Below are 17937 nucleotides of genomic sequence, written 5' to 3'. Positions count from 1 at the left end.
TTGGTTACAGGCAGACCATGCGCCACTCGTCGTTACCGTTGACCGGCACCAGGCGCAGGTCGAAGCCGATCAGGCGGTTGCCGTTGAGCTCCGACTTACGCGGGTTGGTCAGCTGGACTGCCGGCGCGAAGATCAGGACCTTGTTGCCCGACGCGGTGCCGATGGTGAAGCCCAGGCTCTGCGTTTCGTTGGCCCTGACCTTCACCATCAGCGCGGCTTCTTGCGCTGCGGTCAGTTCCATTTCCACGGTGGCCGTGGACTGGCGGTCAGCGATGTCAACGACCTCGGTGCTGAGCATCGGCGTGAAGTTGACCGTATTGCCGAAGTTCAGCTCCAGGCCGGTGCTGTTGTAGATGGTGCCGTCGGTCAGGACGCCGGCGGCGTACGTCGCGCCCAGCGTGATGTCGATCACGTTGGCCTTGGTCATCGCGACCGGTTTCTTCCAGGCGGTGAACGTGCCCGTCGGGTTCGGCGTCGCGACGATACCGCCGTCCAGGCCGGTCCATTCGAAGCGAAGCATCGGACGCTCGCCGACCTTGGCCGACAGCGTGCAGTTGCCCATCGAGGCCAGCAGCTTGTGCACCAGGCCGTCGTCGTAGTAGTACTGGGTGAGGGTCTTCAGGCCGGACGAGACCGGGGTGTATTCGACACGCGCCGGCGTGGTCAGCAGGCCTTCGGCCACGGCGCAACCCTGCAGCAGCGCGCCCCAGGCCGGAGGCGTAGCCGCTGCGCCCGATCCGGCCAGCTCGACGGAATAGGACAGCTTGACGCTGGCAGGGCCGACCAGCTGCTCGCTGCCGCCAAAGGAGCCGCGAATCAGCGCACGGTCGATCGACTGGGCGTCCAGCGGCGTGACCGTGGCGTCCGACACCAGTACGGCATTGGCCGCGCCGGTAGGTGCCGCGTCGGTGCCGACGGTCGTTTCGACCTTAGCGGTCACGATGGTGTTTTTGATACGACGAGGCATCGCTTACTCCTGGGTTTGTTTGTCGGCCGCTTCCGGCTTCGGGTTGTTGTCGATCCAATCCCAGATGTCTTCGTCGAAGATCCAGGAGCCGCCACCTGGTGGTGGCGGGATGTCGCGAGCTTCGGTCAGCTCACCAATGTTTTTTTCGATGTTCATGATCCGTTCAGGTTGTTGCCGTACGTGCGGTGGGAAGCGTCGTAGACGATTCGAACCCAGCCGGTCCGACCGCCGTCCACTGCGGTCTCGACCTGGATGCCGGCGACATTCAGGTCAAAGACGATGCCGCCAAGCGTTGCTTGCTCTGCCAGCCGCTCGTAGACACTGGCGAGCAGCGGATCCACCGCCTGGTCACCGTTGTCGTTCGGGTCAGTACTGCGTGCATAGCACTCGACGGACAGCCGTGTCGACCAGTCGATCGGCGCGCCCTGCAGCGTCCCAGCGGCCGGCATTGCTTGCTCCCACTGGACCACAATCGCTTGTTCGTCCTGGGCCGGGATCGTCGCTTGGCGCGCGCGGTAAATTGCTTTGCACACTGGAGGCTCGGCCGCCAATGCCGCGATGACCGCGCTGACTACTTTCGAAAACGAGGTTTTCATCACACTTTCTCCAGCGTCAGCACAGTCAGGCCGGTACCATCAGGATCGGCATCACCGATCACATACGTCGTAGCGCCGATCTCGATCCGCTTACCGACCGGTTCGGCCAACACTGCGTTCGATGCAACGCTGACCGTCGGTGCCGTGGACGCCGCGCCGATACCCAGTGGCGTCTCCGCAGCAGGCTTGCGGAAGATCCCGGGCACAACTGCGCCGGCGATCACCACCTGGACATTGGCCAGGTGGTTCAGCACGTGGCTGTTGACCACCGCTTCGAGATTGGCGAAAGGCAGCACGGCGATCGCTTAGCGGATGACGCCGTCGAGCAGCACGGTAGCCGCGCTGTCGGTACCGCTCTTCGCCGCGGTCAGCGCGCCGACCAACGTGTTGTTGGTGGCGGTCTTGGTGATACGGCGGGCGGTGTTGTCCCAGTACGCCTTGTCGCCAATCGCGCCGGTGTCGGCAGCAACCGCGGACAACGCGAAGACACCGGTACGGCAGATCTCGACCGGCGCGCCCTGCAGCGCATCGTTGGTGGCAACGCCGAACAGCGCGCCGACCAGTACGCCCTGGCCGCTGATCAGGTTCGCCGGGGCGATGACGGTCACGGTCTGACCGGGCTGAATGAAGTTCTTCATGCTCTTGTTCCTTGTGATGGATGGGTGGGGACGCGCGGCTTACTTGCCAGCGCCCTTGTACAGGCCGCGGTAGTCGACCGCCTTGGCCGCGAAGTCCAGGCGGCACTTCCAGGTGACGCCATCGACTTCGAAGCCGGTCTGGCTTTCGATCACAGGGCCTTCAGCGCCGTCCAGGTAGCAGTATTCGACGGTGTCGATCTGGCTGTTGCTGCTCGCGAGGAACCACGCGGCTTCATCGATGCCGTCCAGGATCGGCTCGACGATCGGCTCGACCGCAGTGCGGCCACCAGCGCGGAATTCGTTGACGTCGGCCTGCTTGGCCGGCGTGTAGTTCGAACTGGTCAGCTGATAGGCATCCTGCTCCAAGGAAGCCGGCACAATGAGGAAGTTCGGCGCCAGGTTCAGCTCTTCTTTCGCCAGGCCTTTCTGTTTGCGCATGGCGGTGCGGCCGGCTTTCAGCGATGCCAGAGCCAGCACCGAACCAGTGCCCTTGCCGATATTGGCATGGTCGTCATGGAACAGTTCCTTGCCATCACCCATCATTGGGTTGCCGGCGAGCTGCGCATACACCAGGCGGTTTTCCAGGCGGCTGGAGCTTGCGCCGAAAGCGGTGATCATGCGATCAAACACACGGAGATCGTCGTTGATGATGGCCTGCCGGCTCAGCGAGACCATGCGGCCGAAGGTGACGAGCTTGTACGAATCGCCGCCGTCCTGCATGGTGCCGTACTTGAATTCGCCGTGTTCGTTGGTCTGCAGCAGTTCCGGTGCACCAGACATCTGGACGAGACTCATAGCCTTGAAGTCCGGAGCATTCGGTGCACGGCGTGCCCACTGCGTGTAGGTGCCGGCACTCTCTTCGTAGCCGTCGCGCATACGCTTGTTTGCGACGTTGGCGAACAGCGCGCCGAAATCGCTGGTGCCATGCATTCCGGAGCGGAAGTTCAGCATCTCCGTGGCGAGGCGCATGCGGTCCATGCCGCGGGTTTGAACGCCACGCGATTCGAGGAACTCGCGGCCAATTTCAAGAATGCTCATGCCGCGATACTGCCGCCCGTTATCCGTCAGCTTCGTACCGGCATGAACGCGATGGGCGATCGCTTCTTCCATGCCAGCCATGCGGGTCTCGTGCTCGCTGCCGACCAGCTGGATGCGCACATTCTGGTGGCCGCCGCCTGCAGCATCGCGGCGCGCCAATTCTTCCAGCACCGAGCTGCGAGCCTGGTCGATGGAGTTGCCGCTGCGGATCAGTCCGGCAGCGAGGTTGCTCACGTTGTGACGGGTGCACAGGTCGGTGATATCAGCAGCGCGGGTAGCAGCTTCCTGCGCGGCACGTGCGGCTGCATCGTCAACGGCTGGTGCGGCCGCAGCCGGGGCTGGCGCCGGCGCTGGGACCGGTGCGGCTGCCGAACGAGCGGCATCGGTAGGCGCAGGGTTCTGGGCGCCCGGCTGGGTAACAGTGGTCATGTTGTCTTCCTGGTTGGGTGAAACGGAAAGGGCGGGCGCCCGAGTAAAGAATTCGCATGGGTAGCCGTCGGCTGGCGCACTGCGGGAGCTCGCGCCAGCATCGAACGGCACGGTTACGAAACTGATTTCGTATGGCTCCCACAAGACCGCGCGGTACAAAGGCACGTTGATGCCATCGGTGCGGTCGATCGCTCGAATAATTTCGTACTTGGCGACGCGGTAGGTAAAGCTGATCGACCGGATGATTCCAGCCTTGATGTCGGAGACGATACCGGCGAGCTCGGGCCTGGAGGACAGACGCAGCGTTGCCTTGCCCTCGCCGTTCTGGATGCTGCCGCGCGTGGCGATTCCAAGAATGGCACGGACACCACCGTGGATATCGTGGTTGTCGATCACCTGGACAACGCCTGCATCAAAGCGCGACATGTCGACCGCTTCCGGCGTAACGACGAGTTCTTCGTCATACGGGGTGTCGTTGTACCAGTCGTAGCGGCGACCCATCGCGCCGGTCGTCCAGACCACGTCGATAGTGTTGTCGGCTTCGTTGAACGTGGCCGGGACCAGCTCTGCCGCACGCGAGAGCGGCGGCATGTTCCGGGGATCGGTAGCGGAGCGGGTTACGTTCGGCTGAGTAGGTGCGGTCGTCATGCACGCAACTCTACGTATTGCACTGTCTCAATTCTCGGAAAACTGAGACAGATTTTGTTCAACCTATTTTTCTTTGCTCACCGCGTAATAGCGGCCTGCTTTCAGTTCCATCTTCTTTATTTGCTCTTGCGGAGCCTGGTGAACTGCCACCGGCGTGACAGGCTCACTTTCATCGGCCACTGTCTTTTTTGGCAGACGCGGCAATTGAGTTGCGTCGATCATCAGTTATCTACCTGAGTAAAGTGAATGGTCCGGTGGAAGACTTCACCGTTTGCACAGCCAAACCTCAACCTGCAGTGATTCAAAGGATCGGCTGACGTGTCCATCCCTCCAAGTTTGATCAACGCCAGACTTCCCTGCATCTGCGGCTTGATCAGCTCCACGACCCCAACGGCCGACGCAGTTACGTCGGTGACGGTGGTCAGGCTATCTGCCAGGTCATTACCGACGTCAGCCACGTAATAGCGCTTATCCTCGGGGTCTTTCTCCAAGAACCAACGCCCATCGACCTGGCTGAACCACAGCGTGCGGTCGATCTGTTCGCCGTTCGCGAGGGTCACCCGGAACGTGCAAAAGTTCAGCGCGCCGCGCAGCTCGTCGAAGCCGCCCAGCTTCACCGGGATCAGCGATCCCTGGATGACCGGTTGCTCGATCACCTCGACGCCGGCCACGAACGGTTCCACCTTTGTGGCCGTCGTGCCCATCTCAGCAAGATCAAGGGTGATATCGGCGACGTAGTAGCGCTCGTCCTGGGGGACCTTATCGACCCACCACTTCCCGTCTCGGTAGCTGGGAGCGTCGGGCACCACATAGTTCGGCCGCGTGCCGAACGGAACAACCCGCGTACCACCCGGGAACACGACCTTGCGGCTGGCCGGGATCTTGGTGGCGTCGATGACGATCTCCACCGGCGGTTCGTTGGCCTGGGTGGTGAAGCTCGCCGGCAGCGGCGCCGAACGGTTGCCGGCGGCGTCATAGGCGCGCACACGCACTTGGTACGTCGTGCCGGCGGTCAGGTTCGAAACAGCGAACGACCGCGACAGCCCAGCATTCACGTAGCTCGCGCCACCGTTGATGCTGTACTCATAGCCGGCCACCCCCACATTGTCGGTCGCGGCCTGGAAGCCCAGCGTCGCGCCGGAGGTGGTGACGTTGGTGATGCTGATCGCACCGCTCATCACCGGCGCGGTAGTGTCTGGCGCGGCCGTGGCCTGCGTCGCCACCATCTCGGTTTCCACGGTCATCGGCAGCGGCAGCGTGCCGTTGCTGTAGACAGAGCTGGTCATGCTCGGCGCCGACCCGGACAAGTATTTCACGATCGGCTCGACGAGTGCGACACCGCACTCGATCTCGATCAGATTTGCGTTGACCTGCTGCGCCGAGATGCCGCTCAGGGTCACATAGCTGCCGTCCGGCTGCTTGTTCTGCACGGTGAAGCCGCCCGGCGCCGCCGGGTTGAAGCTAGTGCCGTCTCGCGTGGCAACCACACAGCGCACCTTGGTACCGGTGTAGGTCATCGCCGCCAGTGCCGGGCCGCGCACCATCTTCGGGTCTTCCCCGAGGTAGAAGGCGCGACCGGCCTGGTGCATCGCCATCGTGCCGCACGCGGCGTAGCCGTCGAGGCTCGCCGCCAGGTGCACATTGTCCGACGCCGTTGCGAACTGCAGCGCCTGCACCTGCACCACGCCGGGATAGTTCCCGATCCTGCTTTCAGCCTGTCGCAGCCGATCAGCTTGCACAGAATTGAGCGATGGACGCGGCGGCGAGCCGACCCAGATGATCTTGAGGTCTGGGTTGCCCGTCAGCGTGCGCAGGACTTCAATCAGCGCCTGCATGTCGGCTTCGTGCTGTGCGCTCGACGTGATCCAACCGTTGTAGGCGTCGTTCGCCCCCACGGTGATGTACGCGCCGAAAATCTTGCCCTTGACGGCCGCCACTGCGCGCGCCAAGTCTTTGCGTTGCGTGCTGTTCGGGTCCAGCCACGTGCGCAGCGTGGTGCCGGCGACGCCGTAGTTGAGCCACGCGATCGGCTTGCCAGCCACGGTCGCCAGCTCGTTCGCCATGCGGGTTGCCGCACCGGTGCTGCTCATCGCCGACCAGGCCGGCGTGGTTCCGCTCATGACCGCAGTATCCGGCGCCACGGTGAAGCCGGTACCGCTCTTATCCGTGAAAAGGTAGTCGGAGCTGGACGAGCCGCAGTTGATCCACGCGTCACCGACGAGGATCTTGGCAGTCGAATACTGGCTTTCCGCCAGCACGACGCTGCCACTCTTCGTACGAGCCTGAAAGCGGTGCGGCCCGCCGTCTGGCACTGCACGCGTGCCGCTGTATGCAGTCGCGCCAATAGTCGCCGACTGCAGTGCCACCCAGCTGCCAAGCGCACCGTCGGGAGCGATCATGCGCACCTCGACTGAGGTCGCCTGCGTGCCGCTCAGCGCGCCGGTGAATGTCACCGTAGCGTCGGTGCCTGTAGACGGCACCACCAGCAGTGGCTCGGCATTACTGACGGTGACTGCGTCGGCCACCGCCGGCGGCTCGCTGACGCCCGCCCTGTAGGCAAACGTCGGCTCCGCGCTGGTGGTCGGCGAGCCGGCCAGCGTGAACGGGAGCGCATTCGGGCCGCGGTCCGCGATGTCGGCGACATCACTAGCGCGCACGTACACCACCGGCGTGTAGCCGAGGTCGAAGATTTCCTTGCCGGCCGCGAGCTGAGCGATCTCGAACTTCGTGATCGACAGATTGGCGCGTAGCATCCGCGAAAACGAGTGGTCACTCTTGCGGTCAGTCGTGTTGTCCACGCGCGACCCGAACATGAAGCCGCTGCCGTTCAGCTCTTTCAGGATCGCAGCGTTGGTCGTCGTCGCTTCCGTGATCACGGCGCTGTCGTCGATCGGCGCAGCGGCCAAGGTCGGGCAGGTGTACAGGGTCGCCACAGGCGATTGCGCCCCGCCGCTGCGCTGAACGACGACCAGATGACGCCCGCCAGAGAACTGCGTCGTGCTTAGGAGAGCCGGAGCATTGGCGTTGGCCAGCGTGTCGGCGTAGACGGCGATGCGCCCACGCAGCGTAGTGCCGGAGACGCCATCGGCGTAGAACACGACGTTAAGCGAACCAGCCGCCGCAAAAGCGCCAGACGAGAAAAGGTACTGCGTGATGTTCCCGGTGACAACACCATCAAACCCAACGATGAAGGCCAGGATCCAGTCGCCATTCGGAAACACGAGCAGCACGTGGTCAGACGTGCTGATGGACTGGTTGCCCGCCGAGCGGTCTAACTTTTGCATCAGGATTCCTTGCTTGAACCGGAACCCTCGGCGTTGCTGCCCGTCGGCATATTGCCGCGCTGCATGAACAACATCACGTCAAGTATGCCAAGCTCACGATACAGCTTGATGTCCTCAGCGAGTTCCTCGGCCACGACCTTCGGGTCATAGCCGCGTTGCCGCAGCTTTTCGCTGAAACTGGACAGGCCGCCGCTGATCTCGGCCAGGTCGGCTTTCACATCCTGCTCTGGGTTCACGTAGTCCCATTTCGGCACACTGAACTCCACCTCCATGTCCAGGGTCTTGATCAGGCCCGCCAACCAGGCGTGCTGGACAAATGCCTGGTAGAGCGGAATGAGCAGTTTCGGAATCAGCGTGACCCACTGCATCTGGCCGACCGCGCGGCGGAAGTCGAGGATCCGCACGCGCGCGCTGCTGTAGTTGACCGCACTCATGTCGCCGGTCAGCAAGTGATATGGCACACCCATGCCCGCCGCTATCAGGTGCAAAGCGAATTTGACGTACTCGACGTAGCCAGGTGCCGCCTTCGGCTCGACGACGGTGAAGTTCATACCGTTCGGCATGCCGAAGATGTTGCCGCCCCCGAGTTCTCCCAGATCGCGGACGCCGCCGCCCGGTGCTTCTCCGCCTCCGCCCATGGCCGCCGGATTTTCCATGGCATTCATGTCACCGCTCGCCAGCACCGACAGGCGGCTTTCCAGGTTCTTGCGCGCGATCTCGGCATCCTCGTACAGCTGCAGGTCACGCACGCGCGCGATCACAGGTGCCAACCGCGAGAAGCCGCGGCCCTGGCCAGGACGAGCGGGATTGAACAGGTGGATGATCTGATTGGCCGGCACGCGCTGGCTCTGCGAGCGACCACGAGCCACAGCGATGTCGCCCGGATGTTGGTCCCACAAGTAGTAAGCGGCAACCGCACCGAGCATGTCATACTCGATGCCGTTGACAATCTGGTTGCCGTTGAGCGTGCCCGAACGAGCACTGTCAAGCCAGTCGATTTCCAGCAGTTGCAGCTGCAGCGGAACCGGCAGTCCGTCGGTACCACGGCGGGTGCGCAAGCGCACCAGCACTTCGCCGTCCTGCTCCATGGCCCAGTACGCGGCCTTGGTCAGCCCGAAGAAATCGTACCTGCCGTCGGCATCGCAGACTTTCATCCAGCGCTTGAGCAGCTTGCTGAGCTTGTCCTTCTCCGAGCCGGTCGGACGTGGGAGGATACCTTCGCCTACCGTAGCCGCGACCAGTCCATCCAGGCCAGCCCAGATGTAGGGAACGTTCTGTACCAGAGCACGCGCCTTGTTGCGCAGGGTCTTCGCGTCGGCCTGGTGGTCAGCATTGGCACTTGCACCTGCACGCCGAGGGCGCCACGGATCACGTGGGCTCGCGGCCTCGTAGGCGCGCTGCAGCTGCTGACGGGCGAAATGCCGGGCGATGCCGGCATGCGGGTTGACGTAACCGATGATGCGGTCAATGAAGTTGCGCATCAGTCGCCCCGGCTCGTGGTGAAGCCAAACCTGAAGAGGCGCGGTCCGCGATTCTGCAGACTGCCGTTGAGCACTTGGAAAGTGTGCTGTCGCGCCTCCATGAGGGCCGCTGTGCTCTGGTAGTTCACGGTGCGACCTTCAAAGGTCACCGATGTCACGCCGGAAGCGATTGCCTGGTCGAGCGCGTCGAGGTCTGATTGGGAGATAGCCATCCCCCCACGGTAGCGGGATGGCTGTCTCATTTCTCGGAAAACTGAGATTACTTCTTGCCGCCTGGGGTCTTGATGATCCGGTAGACCGATGCCCTGCTGATGTTGAGCCGGCGCGCGACCTCGGTCGCGTTGCGGCCGTCGAACAGGCGCATGACTTCCTGCATGATCCGATCGCGCTCTGCTTTTGGTCGGCGCGGGATATAGGTCTCGATTCCCGCGAACTCTCGCCTTGCCATCTGCTTGAGTTCGGCCGCCCGATTTTTCATCTCGGGAAACTCGATTGCGATGAACGCGAAGATCGAATCGATCAGATCGGGGTCGTCGAGCAACTCGGTGGTCACCACTGTCTCCCGGCTGGCCGGCGCTGTTGGGGTGCTGGGGTCGATTGCGGTTTCGGTTTCCATGGTTCTTGTGGTTGTAGTGGTGCGATCGGTGTTGCGGGTGCAATCGAATTGCTGGAGACTGCCTTGTCGTCAGCGAGGCCTTCTGTTCCGGGCGACTCGCTGAAGAGGTCCGGCGTGATGGGTGCAACGATCTCGCGCACCAGCTGCCACTGGCTGGCCGTCTTCTTGTGCAGGCCGAGGTAGTACGCAGCAGCCAGGTTGTAGACCATCAGGTCGCCGGCCTCGTTGCGGTCGTTCTTTTTCTTTTCCCAGACGCGCACTTTGCGCCCGCGCTTCCAGACCGTGACGCTGTACTCGGCAGTCAGCTGATCGTAGTACTCGTCCGGGAGCCCTTCGGGGAAGTGCGTGGCGCCAGGGCCATCGGCCAAGTGGTAGCGGCTCGCCAGGTAGTCCTTCGCCGTGTCGGTACCGATCAGCCACATCTTGGCGCCGTGCGGCATGACCTTGCCCATCCAGTTCACATCAACCAGCGTCGGCTTGACGGCGAGGATCGGCTTGTTCGAAGTCGAGGCGCCCTTGACCGCATAGATGTTCCGATGCTGGCGGGTGCGCGTGAAGTTGTACACCTCGTTGGTATGGGCGCCACCGGAGTCGATGAATACTGCACCGATGGCTAGCTCTCGCCCGCGCGCGTGGCGGTACTTCGCCTTCAGCAGAAGGTCGAGCTTGTCCCACGTGGCCTGCTCGGTTGGCGATCCCCACACCACCTGGTAATCAACGATCCAGTCTTCCATACCCTCGCCCCAGGCGACAACCTTGAGCTCGAGGCGGTCATTTTGGGTATCGACCGCACCGGTGAGCACGAGGCCGCCCATCGGCACTATGCCCACCTTGTAGCCTCCGGCACGCTCCTTCAGTTCGGAGGCCTTGGTCTGTTCCTTCTTACGCTCCCAGCAGCGCGCTAGGCGCGTGTTGTAGAACGTGATCATCAGTTCGTCGCTGCCCTCATCGAGGCGGGCGCGGGCGGCGCGGTATTCGAGTAACAGTGTTTTCCACGGCACCCAGCCATACGGCGCGAACATCCCACTGATGACGAAGCTCTCGGTCTCACCATCCCCAGGCACACCGTCCGACCACGCGCCCCGCGCGTACATGCGGCCCTTATCGGTTTCGCGCATAAATGCACCGCATTCGCAGCACGGGTAAATGGCTTCGCCTGTATCATCTTCTTGGAGGCGCTCGAACACCATCGGCTGTGCGTGACCACAATGCACGCAATCGGCCAGCGCCTCGCGCATCGTGCCCCGCTTGAACAAGCCCTCGATGATCGACCGTCCGGTGACGGTCGGCGAGCTGGGAAAGTACGATTTACGATTGCGCTCGAACGTGGTCTGACGTGCCTTCGCAAGAGCCACTGGATCACCCTCGCCGTTGACGTTGTTGTCGGCCCTGTCTACCTCGTCAAACAATACCCGGCGCGCCGGGATCTCGGACAGGTTGGCAGCAGCGCCCGCAGTCACGATGTGCAGCGATCCCCCGACGTATTCCTTTGTGTCGAGTGTATTAACCGAATCACGCGCACGCGGAGCGGCCACGCGCTCACGGACTGGCGGCACTGCCGCGATCGTCTTGCTCACACGTGCGCTGGTACGCTTCGCAAGCTTACCGGTCGGCAGGATCCAAAGGAAGTTCGCCGGCGACTGGTGCACCGAGCAGCAGAACCAGTTCAAGCCGACCTGCGTCTTGAGCATCTGCGATGCGCCCATGAGCGCGACCACCTTGCACGGGTGATTGTCCGACAGCGCGCGCATCACCTCGCGGGCGTGCGGCGTACGGTCGGTGCGGTACTTCCCCGACTCGTTCGCGCCCGACTCCTTCGGGATGATCATGTGCTGGTCGGCCCATGCGTCGACCGTCATGTTCGGGTCGGGCTGCAGGCCTCGCGCGATCGCCGGGCGCAGCACGCTTGCTGCTGGCGTCAGGCCGATCATTCCGCGTGCTCCTCCAGCTGCACGCCCAGGCGTTCGCCGAACGTGTGCGCCATGCTTTCCAGCAGCGCCCGCATCTCGCGCTCGATCACGTCCTCGCACTCCTCGGCGGTACGCAACGGCGCCACGTCGGCGGCAATCCGGCGTGCACAGTTCATCAGCCCGTCGCGCAATGCACGCGCTGCCTCGAACACGGTCGAGTCGACGTCTGACTTGAGCAGAAACTGGCCGGCCATCTCGGCCAGCTTAATCTCGGCGGCGGTGGCCTCCGCTGCCTCCCGGCGTGCGCGGCTTGTATCGTAGCCTGGTACCTTGGGCGGCTTGGCCTCGGACTCCGCACCTCCCGCACCCGCCGGGGTGCTGGCGGGCGCCTCATTTGCCATGGGGGCAGGTCGTTGGCTGTTCGCGCGCGGCCGGGTGTGTTTCTGGTACAGGTGCGTCGCGTAGTCCGGGTCGAGCTTCCCGTCGACCACCGGGATCCCGCACCTGGTCACCGCGTCGTACGCGGACTGGCGCGAGATGCCTACCAGCTTGGCCCACTCGGCGATGGTTGTCAGGTTTTGCGTCATTTCGTTTCGTTGTCAGGTCAGTTGTCAGGAAATGTTTTTTTGTTCCGCTAGTGCGATGACGGGGCCTGAATTACCCTTGCTAGCCCCCTCCCAGGAAGGACCCAACCCCGGGGGGGAGGGGTTGCCCCGAGGCATCAGCTGCTCTGCCCGGGCCGGGGCCGGTTGAACTCGGCCTCGAAGTGGACAGGGAAGCGCGCTTCGACGGTGGCTTGGCCGACCTCGTGGAAGTTCAGGCGCTTCTTGTACTCGACCGCCTGCACGTAGATCAGCACCGGGCGGATCGCAGTGCCCAGGGCGAAGCGGCGCTTCGCGTACACGCCTGGCACCAGGCCCTTGTTCCCGTTCGGGAGCGCGAAGTACGTGACGCCCTGGCGCGCGATGGTGCGGTTCGAACGCTTGCTGCCGGTGGCGCGCGACTCGTGGCCGCTGCCCTGCTGCACCTTCAGCTGCGACAGCATCTGGCGGATCTGGCCGCGGCGCATGTTGCCGTTAGCGTCGATGTCGGCGCCCTCGCCCGGCACGGCGTACCAGCCTTGCGGCATCAGGCCATTCGCCTGCAGCATCCGCTCCATGCCCTTCAGGCCGCGCTGTCCACCGAAAATCTGCGGGCCGAGGAAGCGATCCGCCGGCGTGCCCTTGCCGAACGGGTTGTCCTTAACCCAGACGCGCGCCGCCAGACTGTCTTTGGTCGCAGACTTGAGGAACGTGCCGTTCAGGGCGTAAGTCGTCGGCCGGTCGAACACCGAGCTCATCTCCTGCTTGATCGCGCCCTGGACATCCCTCGCGGTACGCGTCAGGGCGATGGCGGCGACGATCGGGCCGCGACGGCCCAGTTCGACGATTCGCTCTGCAGCTGCTGGAAAATCGGTTCTCAAGTTCATTCGCATCGTGTCACCCTTGAATTGCTGGCTTTTCAGCCTGTCTTTAAAACCCTGCAAGTCTGAAACCCGCATGGATACTGCTTCTTGGCAGGGTGTGCAGGCATGCAGGGTTGTTCTTCATATGGCTAGAAAAAAAGAACGTCACTCATCCCACATCACTTCGCGCCTACATGCGCAAAACCCAGCAAACCCTGCCTATCCTGCTAGAACCCACTATCCATGCGGGTTTCCGGCTTGCAGGGTTTGATTGCTACTCTGCGTAACCCTGCAACGCGCGGTCCGCACGGACCTTGCCCAAGTCACGGAACTTGGCGATCTGCTCATCCAATGGGTGCGGGAAATCGGCGTTGTCGACCACGAACACCATCCGGGTCTTCTTGTGCTTGCTATCGACGGCCACGCTCTTCTTGGCCTTGTGCTCACGCCCTCCTATTAGGCCGGCGAACTTGCACAGCGTGAGCGGCTTCTCGCCCGCCTTGTCGCACCATCGCTTGTAGATGATGTACAGGTCCTCCGACAGGCAGGAGCAGTACGGCGCGTCCAGGTAGCCATCCTTCCAGGCACGGTGGAACGACATCCATCCGGCCAGGCCGAACTCGATCACGCGCTCCTTCGCCAGCGTCATCGGCGGCTTGGTGTGCTCGTTGAAGTCGTCCAGTGGCAAGTTCAACAGGAAGTGGTAGAACGCTTCGATGGCGCCAGCCGCGATTGCATCCTTGACCTGGTCATAGAAGGCTGGGTCCTGCTTGCGCCGTGCCTCGATGACCATGAAGCGCCGGTCCTCCAGCTCGATCGGGATCGGCTGCGGCTCGTTGGACAGGAACACCGAATTCATGTGGTTGCGCTCGTCGCGCGCCGGCAGGTTCTTCTCGTTGATGTTCATGGTCTTGCCGGTGATCATGTACTTGAGCGTGCCGTTGTGGCTGTACTTGTCATCGCGCGAGAGCACCTCCTCGAACAGCACGAACAGTTTCTTGCTGCGCCAGGACGTGAAGGTCGAGTCCAGCTGGTGTTGACTGGCGACCGTGCCGTAGTCGCCGAACATCGGCAGCATCACGCCTTCGAAGAACAGCGACTTGCCGGTACCCTGCTTCTCGCCGAACATCAGCAGCGCGGTCTGCATCTTGGCGCCCGGGTGCTGGAGCGGGTACGCAAGCCAGCGCAGGATCCACTCCATGTGTTCCTCGGGTCGGTCCTCGGCGTCGCACAGCGATGCAAGGAGCGCGAGGATCGGCTCGATCAGCTTCGGGTTGTGCTTTGGCTTGAGCGGCCAGCCCAGGAAGATGTTCACGCAGCTGACCGGGTCGGCGAGCTGCGTGGGATCGAATACCAGGTTGCGCGCCTCGATTGTCTTGCGCTGAGCGTGCTCCTGCCATTTCCCCGTCAGCTCGGCCGTATAGTCGGCCCGCACGGCGCCAAGCGACATGACCTGCTGGCCGATGGCATCCCATACCGTCTCGGTCCCGCGGAGGAGCGTGAGGTTATCGAGCATCTCGCCCAGCTTGCCGCCGCTGCCGCTGCCCTCGACTGCCTTGCCACCAACGAGGGTAGGCAGGGAGTCGCGCAGGATCACACGCCGCTTAGGGTCCTTCTCCCAGCTGGCCGCCAGTTCCTTCCCGACCCAAGCTGTGAACGCGGACTTCTTCAGGCGCTGCTTGCGCCGGCTGTCCCACACGTCCGTGGTCGGATAGATCAGCTGGAAGTGCGCCAGCAAAACGTCCAGCGTCGGCACGCGCATGCTGCCCTCGCCATCCTGCGGCTCGTCCGTTGGAGGCCCATCCGGCATCGGCGCGTCGTCGAGGTATGCCGGCGGTTCGTCGGCGGCCTGTTCCTGGTTAACGGCCTCGGTAACCGTGAGGGCGCGGGAGCGCGCCGCCAACACCTGCTCGCGTACGACGTCGAGCGATTCGGCCTGGTACAGGTCATTGAAGTCCGATTCCTTGCTATCGTCGGCGCGGGCCGCGAACACAGGGATCACCACCGACGCATTACCCACCGCACGCGCGGCGGCACGCGACCGCGACACGCCTGCGTTTTCGAACTTGGTCAACTGGACGCGCCGGCCCGAGCGGATATCGGCCTCGATGTATGGCGTCCCGGTCTGGTCTTCACGCCAGGTGGCGCGCACGCGCACGACGTCACCACCGGCAGACGTCAGCTCGACGTCATTGCCGTCGACGACTGGCACCCACTCGGTGTCGAATTCGTTAAGCAGGAATTCGCCCAGGCGCGCGACGAGACGCATGTCGTCGTCGGCCAGCAGGAGCAGATGGGTATCCGGGAAGTCGGCGCGCAGCTGCTTCGCCACGTGCAGCAAATTGCCGGCGTTGAAGGCCACCATGACGGGCATGTCGAACTCGGTCGCCATGCGTACCGTCTCGCACGTGGCGTAGCCCTCGCCGATTGCGATCAGCGTGGCGTCATTGGTGCGACCGAGTAGGCAAGCGCCTCCGACCATGTCGATGCCGCTGCTGAACCGCTTCTCTCCGTCCGGCTGGATGCGCTGCAGGCCTGCCAGATTGGCGGTTCCATTGGCGTACTTGCACACAGGGACCAGTAGCACGCCGTCGGCGTCGACACGCGTCTTCTCGCTACCGACCCGCTTGCGTGCCAGGTAGGCCGAAGGCTCATCACTATCTGCTGCCGCCGCCCAGGCTTGGCGCCCGCGGTTCGCCGCCATCTCGGCCTTGCGTTGCTTGCGCTCCGCCTCGGCGCGCTCGTATGCGGCTTGCTTGCGCTCTGCCTCGGCACGTTCCTCGGGTGAGACGCCGGCCCAATCCATCTTGACCGTGATCGAGTTCGGGTTCTGGCCTTGCCAGATGCCGAATGCCCCGGTGACCACTTCCCGTCCCGAGTCCAACTTCAATTCGCGGAGAAAGTACCACGCCTTCTTTTTCGGGCCGAAGCGGTGCGCTTTGCCGTCGAATACGGGATGGCCCTGCGGCAGCGCCGGCAGACCAGCTGCCGACATCTGCTCGATGACTTGTTCACGCGTCAGCATGCTTCACCTCCTGTGCTGCACGGATTTGTGCCAGCCCGATCTGCAGGCGTGTCAGAATCCGAGCTTTTTCCTCGCTGCTGCGTTCAACCGGTGATGGCTCGGCATCGAGCAGTGGCTGATCGAGCACGGTCTTTTGCGTATCAGGATTCATCGATCTTGCTTTGGGTGCGCGGCCCAGTGGTAGGCCGGCAGTAAATCTGAAACATCAGGGCCATAAGCTCCTGCATGGTCTTGTGCATTTCCTGAGCAATCTGCTCCAGGTCGGCTCGCTCACGGCGGTCGATCTCACCGTCCTTGGTCGCTTCGGTATAGGTCGCGGACAGACGGCCGAGTTCGGTGTACAGCTCATGGAATTTGCCATGCAGCTGCTCACCGCTGACGCCCTCGCCCTCCGGCAACTGGATGAAGACGCCGCCCGACTGTGCCGCGACCGCCTGTGCGAAATGCGTGGTGCCTGAGAGAGCTTGGATCAACAGCGCCGTCTCAACGCGCATGCCTTGGCCCTTGACCTCATACACCCGTGCCTCAAGACCGGTCCGGGTCAAGTTGATGGAAGCAGCTGTGCCGTTCCACCCGTGGACCTTGATCATTTCTTGATAAGCGGACAATAAATCCACAGTGTTTCCTTCCATTCCTTGGGTGTTACAAAGTGCGTAAGACAAGTAATCTTGTGCAACCTTGCCCACAAACTATTTCCTATGTGCAACTCAGAGACCGAACGAAAGTTTCATCGCCCTGCTGGGGATGACACCTTGGCTATGGAATTGACCGTGTACGTGCAGAGCGGCCCACTCTTGAAGCTACGGGCAAATTTCACCCCAACAGGGGTAACGTGGGCCTACGAACTGGGCTCAGTGCTCAACTCCGAGGCTGGCTCAGTTGCCACCCCGTGAAGCTGCGCGAGCTGTTGTAGACCGCTGACAACGGCATAGGACGGGCGCTTGATTCCGGCTTTGCCCGCTTCCATGTCGCTGATCGACGTTTGCTTGAGACCCACTGCGCTACCGATTTGCGTCTGGGTCAACCCGGCCTTACGAAGGCCCGAAATCGTATGAGGAATGTCCATGGAAGACATTATGGGAACACCGGTATTTTCTGTCAACCGGAATTCCGGTTTGATGCTGCGGGATAATATCGGTATGTCGATAGGAGCCAGAATCAAGCAGGCCCGCGCCGCAGCAAAGATCTCTCAAATTGAGTTGGCGGCGCGCAGTGGCCTCAAACAAAGTACGATTTCAGACCTTGAGGTCGGAAAATCGCAAGGGACAACTGCTGTTGCGTCTCTCGCAGCTGCATTGGGCGTCAGCCCGCTATGGCTGGAAGCAGGCAAGGGGCCGATGGTGCCCGAGCAAGGCGCGGTCCATGCAGACAAAAATCTCGATACACCATTTTTGAAAAGCCCTGCGACTATTAGGATCGGGGACGAGCCTCAAACTGTACCCATCCGCAAGGTCAAGCTTAAGCTCCGCGCAGGAGTTGGTGGATTCGAGACAGAGCCTGTGCTTGAGGACGGTGGGGTACTACATATGCCCCTTTCGCTCATCGAGCAGAACCAACTAACTCCACACATGCTTTTGGCCTTCGCAGTTAAAGGTTGCAGCATGGAACCAATGTTGTTTGAGGACGACTTGGTAGTCATCAATACGGCCGATCGAGAGCCACGTAGTCGTGAGCTATATGCTGTGAACTTCAACGGAGAGGCTTGCGTTAAGCAACTGCTGCTGGTGGGCGATCAGTGGTATCTCAACTCTTTGAATCCAGACGTTGGTCGAGTGAACGTACGTAGCGGCCAGTGCGACATCGTTGGTCGTGTTGTCTATCAACCTGGGCGCATGGTCACAGGCAGGCTATAGCAATTGGA

The 17937-nt window shown here is 62.4% G+C and carries 18 protein-coding genes; 1 reads left to right on the top strand and 17 read right to left on the bottom strand.

Going from position 1 to position 17937, the window contains the following annotated elements:
* Window positions 1-4 precede the first annotated feature (4 nt).
* The 17 genes from RTQ83_RS12945 to RTQ83_RS12865 all read right to left on the bottom strand — a co-directional run bounded on the left by RTQ83_RS12945 (window position 5) and on the right by RTQ83_RS12865 (window position 16762).
* Window positions 5-967, bottom strand: coding sequence for a phage tail tube protein (locus RTQ83_RS12945; RefSeq protein ID WP_312515025.1), 963 nt, complete (start codon window positions 965-967; stop codon window positions 5-7).
* A gap of 3 nt (window positions 968-970) precedes the next feature.
* A complete protein-coding gene (locus RTQ83_RS12940) occupies window positions 971-1123 on the bottom strand; it encodes a hypothetical protein (RefSeq protein ID WP_312515023.1) in 153 nt (50 codons plus the stop codon).
* Complete coding sequence (locus RTQ83_RS12935; protein WP_312515021.1) at window positions 1120-1563, bottom strand: hypothetical protein; 444 nt, start codon at window positions 1561-1563, stop codon at window positions 1120-1122. The genes RTQ83_RS12940 and RTQ83_RS12935 overlap by 4 nt, the downstream gene beginning before the upstream one ends.
* Window positions 1563-1859: a hypothetical protein gene (locus RTQ83_RS12930; RefSeq protein ID WP_312515019.1), complete on the bottom strand. Its 297-nt coding sequence runs from the start codon at window positions 1857-1859 to the stop codon at window positions 1563-1565. The genes RTQ83_RS12935 and RTQ83_RS12930 overlap by 1 nt, the downstream gene beginning before the upstream one ends.
* A 9-nt stretch (window positions 1860-1868) precedes the next feature.
* Window positions 1869-2201: a DUF2190 family protein gene (locus RTQ83_RS12925; RefSeq protein ID WP_290417517.1), complete on the bottom strand. Its 333-nt coding sequence runs from the start codon at window positions 2199-2201 to the stop codon at window positions 1869-1871.
* Window positions 2202-2240: 39 nt separating this feature from the next.
* Window positions 2241-4316 (bottom strand): prohead protease/major capsid protein fusion protein, encoded by a 2076-nt coding sequence (locus RTQ83_RS12920; protein ID WP_312515016.1) that lies wholly within the window; start codon window positions 4314-4316, stop codon window positions 2241-2243.
* A gap of 63 nt (window positions 4317-4379) precedes the next feature.
* On the bottom strand, window positions 4380-4538 hold the full coding sequence (locus RTQ83_RS12915; RefSeq protein ID WP_312515014.1) for a hypothetical protein: 159 nt from the start codon (window positions 4536-4538) through the stop codon (window positions 4380-4382).
* Window positions 4538-7600, bottom strand: a complete 3063-nt coding sequence (locus RTQ83_RS12910; protein WP_312515012.1) for a sialate O-acetylesterase — start codon at window positions 7598-7600, stop codon at window positions 4538-4540. The genes RTQ83_RS12915 and RTQ83_RS12910 overlap by 1 nt, the downstream gene beginning before the upstream one ends.
* The gene (locus RTQ83_RS12905) at window positions 7600-9081 is read right to left on the bottom strand and encodes a phage portal protein (RefSeq protein ID WP_312515010.1); all 1482 of its coding nucleotides are present in this window, start codon (window positions 9079-9081) and stop codon (window positions 7600-7602) included. The genes RTQ83_RS12910 and RTQ83_RS12905 overlap by 1 nt, the downstream gene beginning before the upstream one ends.
* Window positions 9081-9293 carry a phage head-tail joining protein gene (locus tag RTQ83_RS12900; RefSeq protein WP_312515008.1) on the bottom strand — a complete coding sequence of 71 codons (213 nt, stop codon included), beginning with the start codon at window positions 9291-9293 and terminating at the stop codon, window positions 9081-9083. Before RTQ83_RS12900 ends, RTQ83_RS12905 begins: the two co-directional genes overlap by 1 nt.
* Before the next feature lie 47 nt (window positions 9294-9340).
* Window positions 9341-9634 (bottom strand): Mor transcription activator family protein, encoded by a 294-nt coding sequence (locus RTQ83_RS12895; RefSeq protein WP_312515006.1) that lies wholly within the window; start codon window positions 9632-9634, stop codon window positions 9341-9343.
* Complete coding sequence (locus tag RTQ83_RS12890; protein WP_312515004.1) at window positions 9631-11628, bottom strand: phage terminase large subunit family protein; 1998 nt, start codon at window positions 11626-11628, stop codon at window positions 9631-9633. The genes RTQ83_RS12895 and RTQ83_RS12890 overlap by 4 nt, the downstream gene beginning before the upstream one ends.
* Window positions 11625-12194, bottom strand: coding sequence for a hypothetical protein (locus RTQ83_RS12885; protein ID WP_312515002.1), 570 nt, complete (start codon window positions 12192-12194; stop codon window positions 11625-11627). Before RTQ83_RS12885 ends, RTQ83_RS12890 begins: the two co-directional genes overlap by 4 nt.
* Window positions 12195-12328: 134 nt before the next feature.
* Window positions 12329-13075 carry a hypothetical protein gene (locus tag RTQ83_RS12880; protein ID WP_312515000.1) on the bottom strand — a complete coding sequence of 249 codons (747 nt, stop codon included), beginning with the start codon at window positions 13073-13075 and terminating at the stop codon, window positions 12329-12331.
* A gap of 250 nt (window positions 13076-13325) precedes the next feature.
* The gene (locus RTQ83_RS12875) at window positions 13326-16076 is read right to left on the bottom strand and encodes a DUF5906 domain-containing protein (RefSeq protein WP_312514998.1); all 2751 of its coding nucleotides are present in this window, start codon (window positions 16074-16076) and stop codon (window positions 13326-13328) included.
* Complete coding sequence (locus RTQ83_RS12870; protein WP_312514996.1) at window positions 16063-16227, bottom strand: hypothetical protein; 165 nt, start codon at window positions 16225-16227, stop codon at window positions 16063-16065. Before RTQ83_RS12870 ends, RTQ83_RS12875 begins: the two co-directional genes overlap by 14 nt.
* Window positions 16217-16762, bottom strand: a complete 546-nt coding sequence (locus tag RTQ83_RS12865; RefSeq protein ID WP_312514994.1) for a YmfL family putative regulatory protein — start codon at window positions 16760-16762, stop codon at window positions 16217-16219. The genes RTQ83_RS12870 and RTQ83_RS12865 overlap by 11 nt, the downstream gene beginning before the upstream one ends.
* 378 nt (window positions 16763-17140) lie before the next feature.
* Between RTQ83_RS12865 and RTQ83_RS12860 the strand changes: the two genes are divergently transcribed.
* A complete protein-coding gene (locus RTQ83_RS12860) occupies window positions 17141-17929 on the top strand; it encodes an XRE family transcriptional regulator (RefSeq protein WP_312514992.1) in 789 nt (262 codons plus the stop codon).
* Window positions 17930-17937: the final 8 nt, after the last annotated feature.

It is taken from the genome of Massilia sp., assembly GCF_031995545.1.
In the GTDB taxonomy this organism is placed as follows: domain Bacteria; phylum Pseudomonadota; class Gammaproteobacteria; order Burkholderiales; family Burkholderiaceae_D; genus Telluria.
The sequence above is the reverse complement of the archived record's forward strand: the minus strand, read 5'-3'. Positions and strand labels throughout refer to the sequence as shown.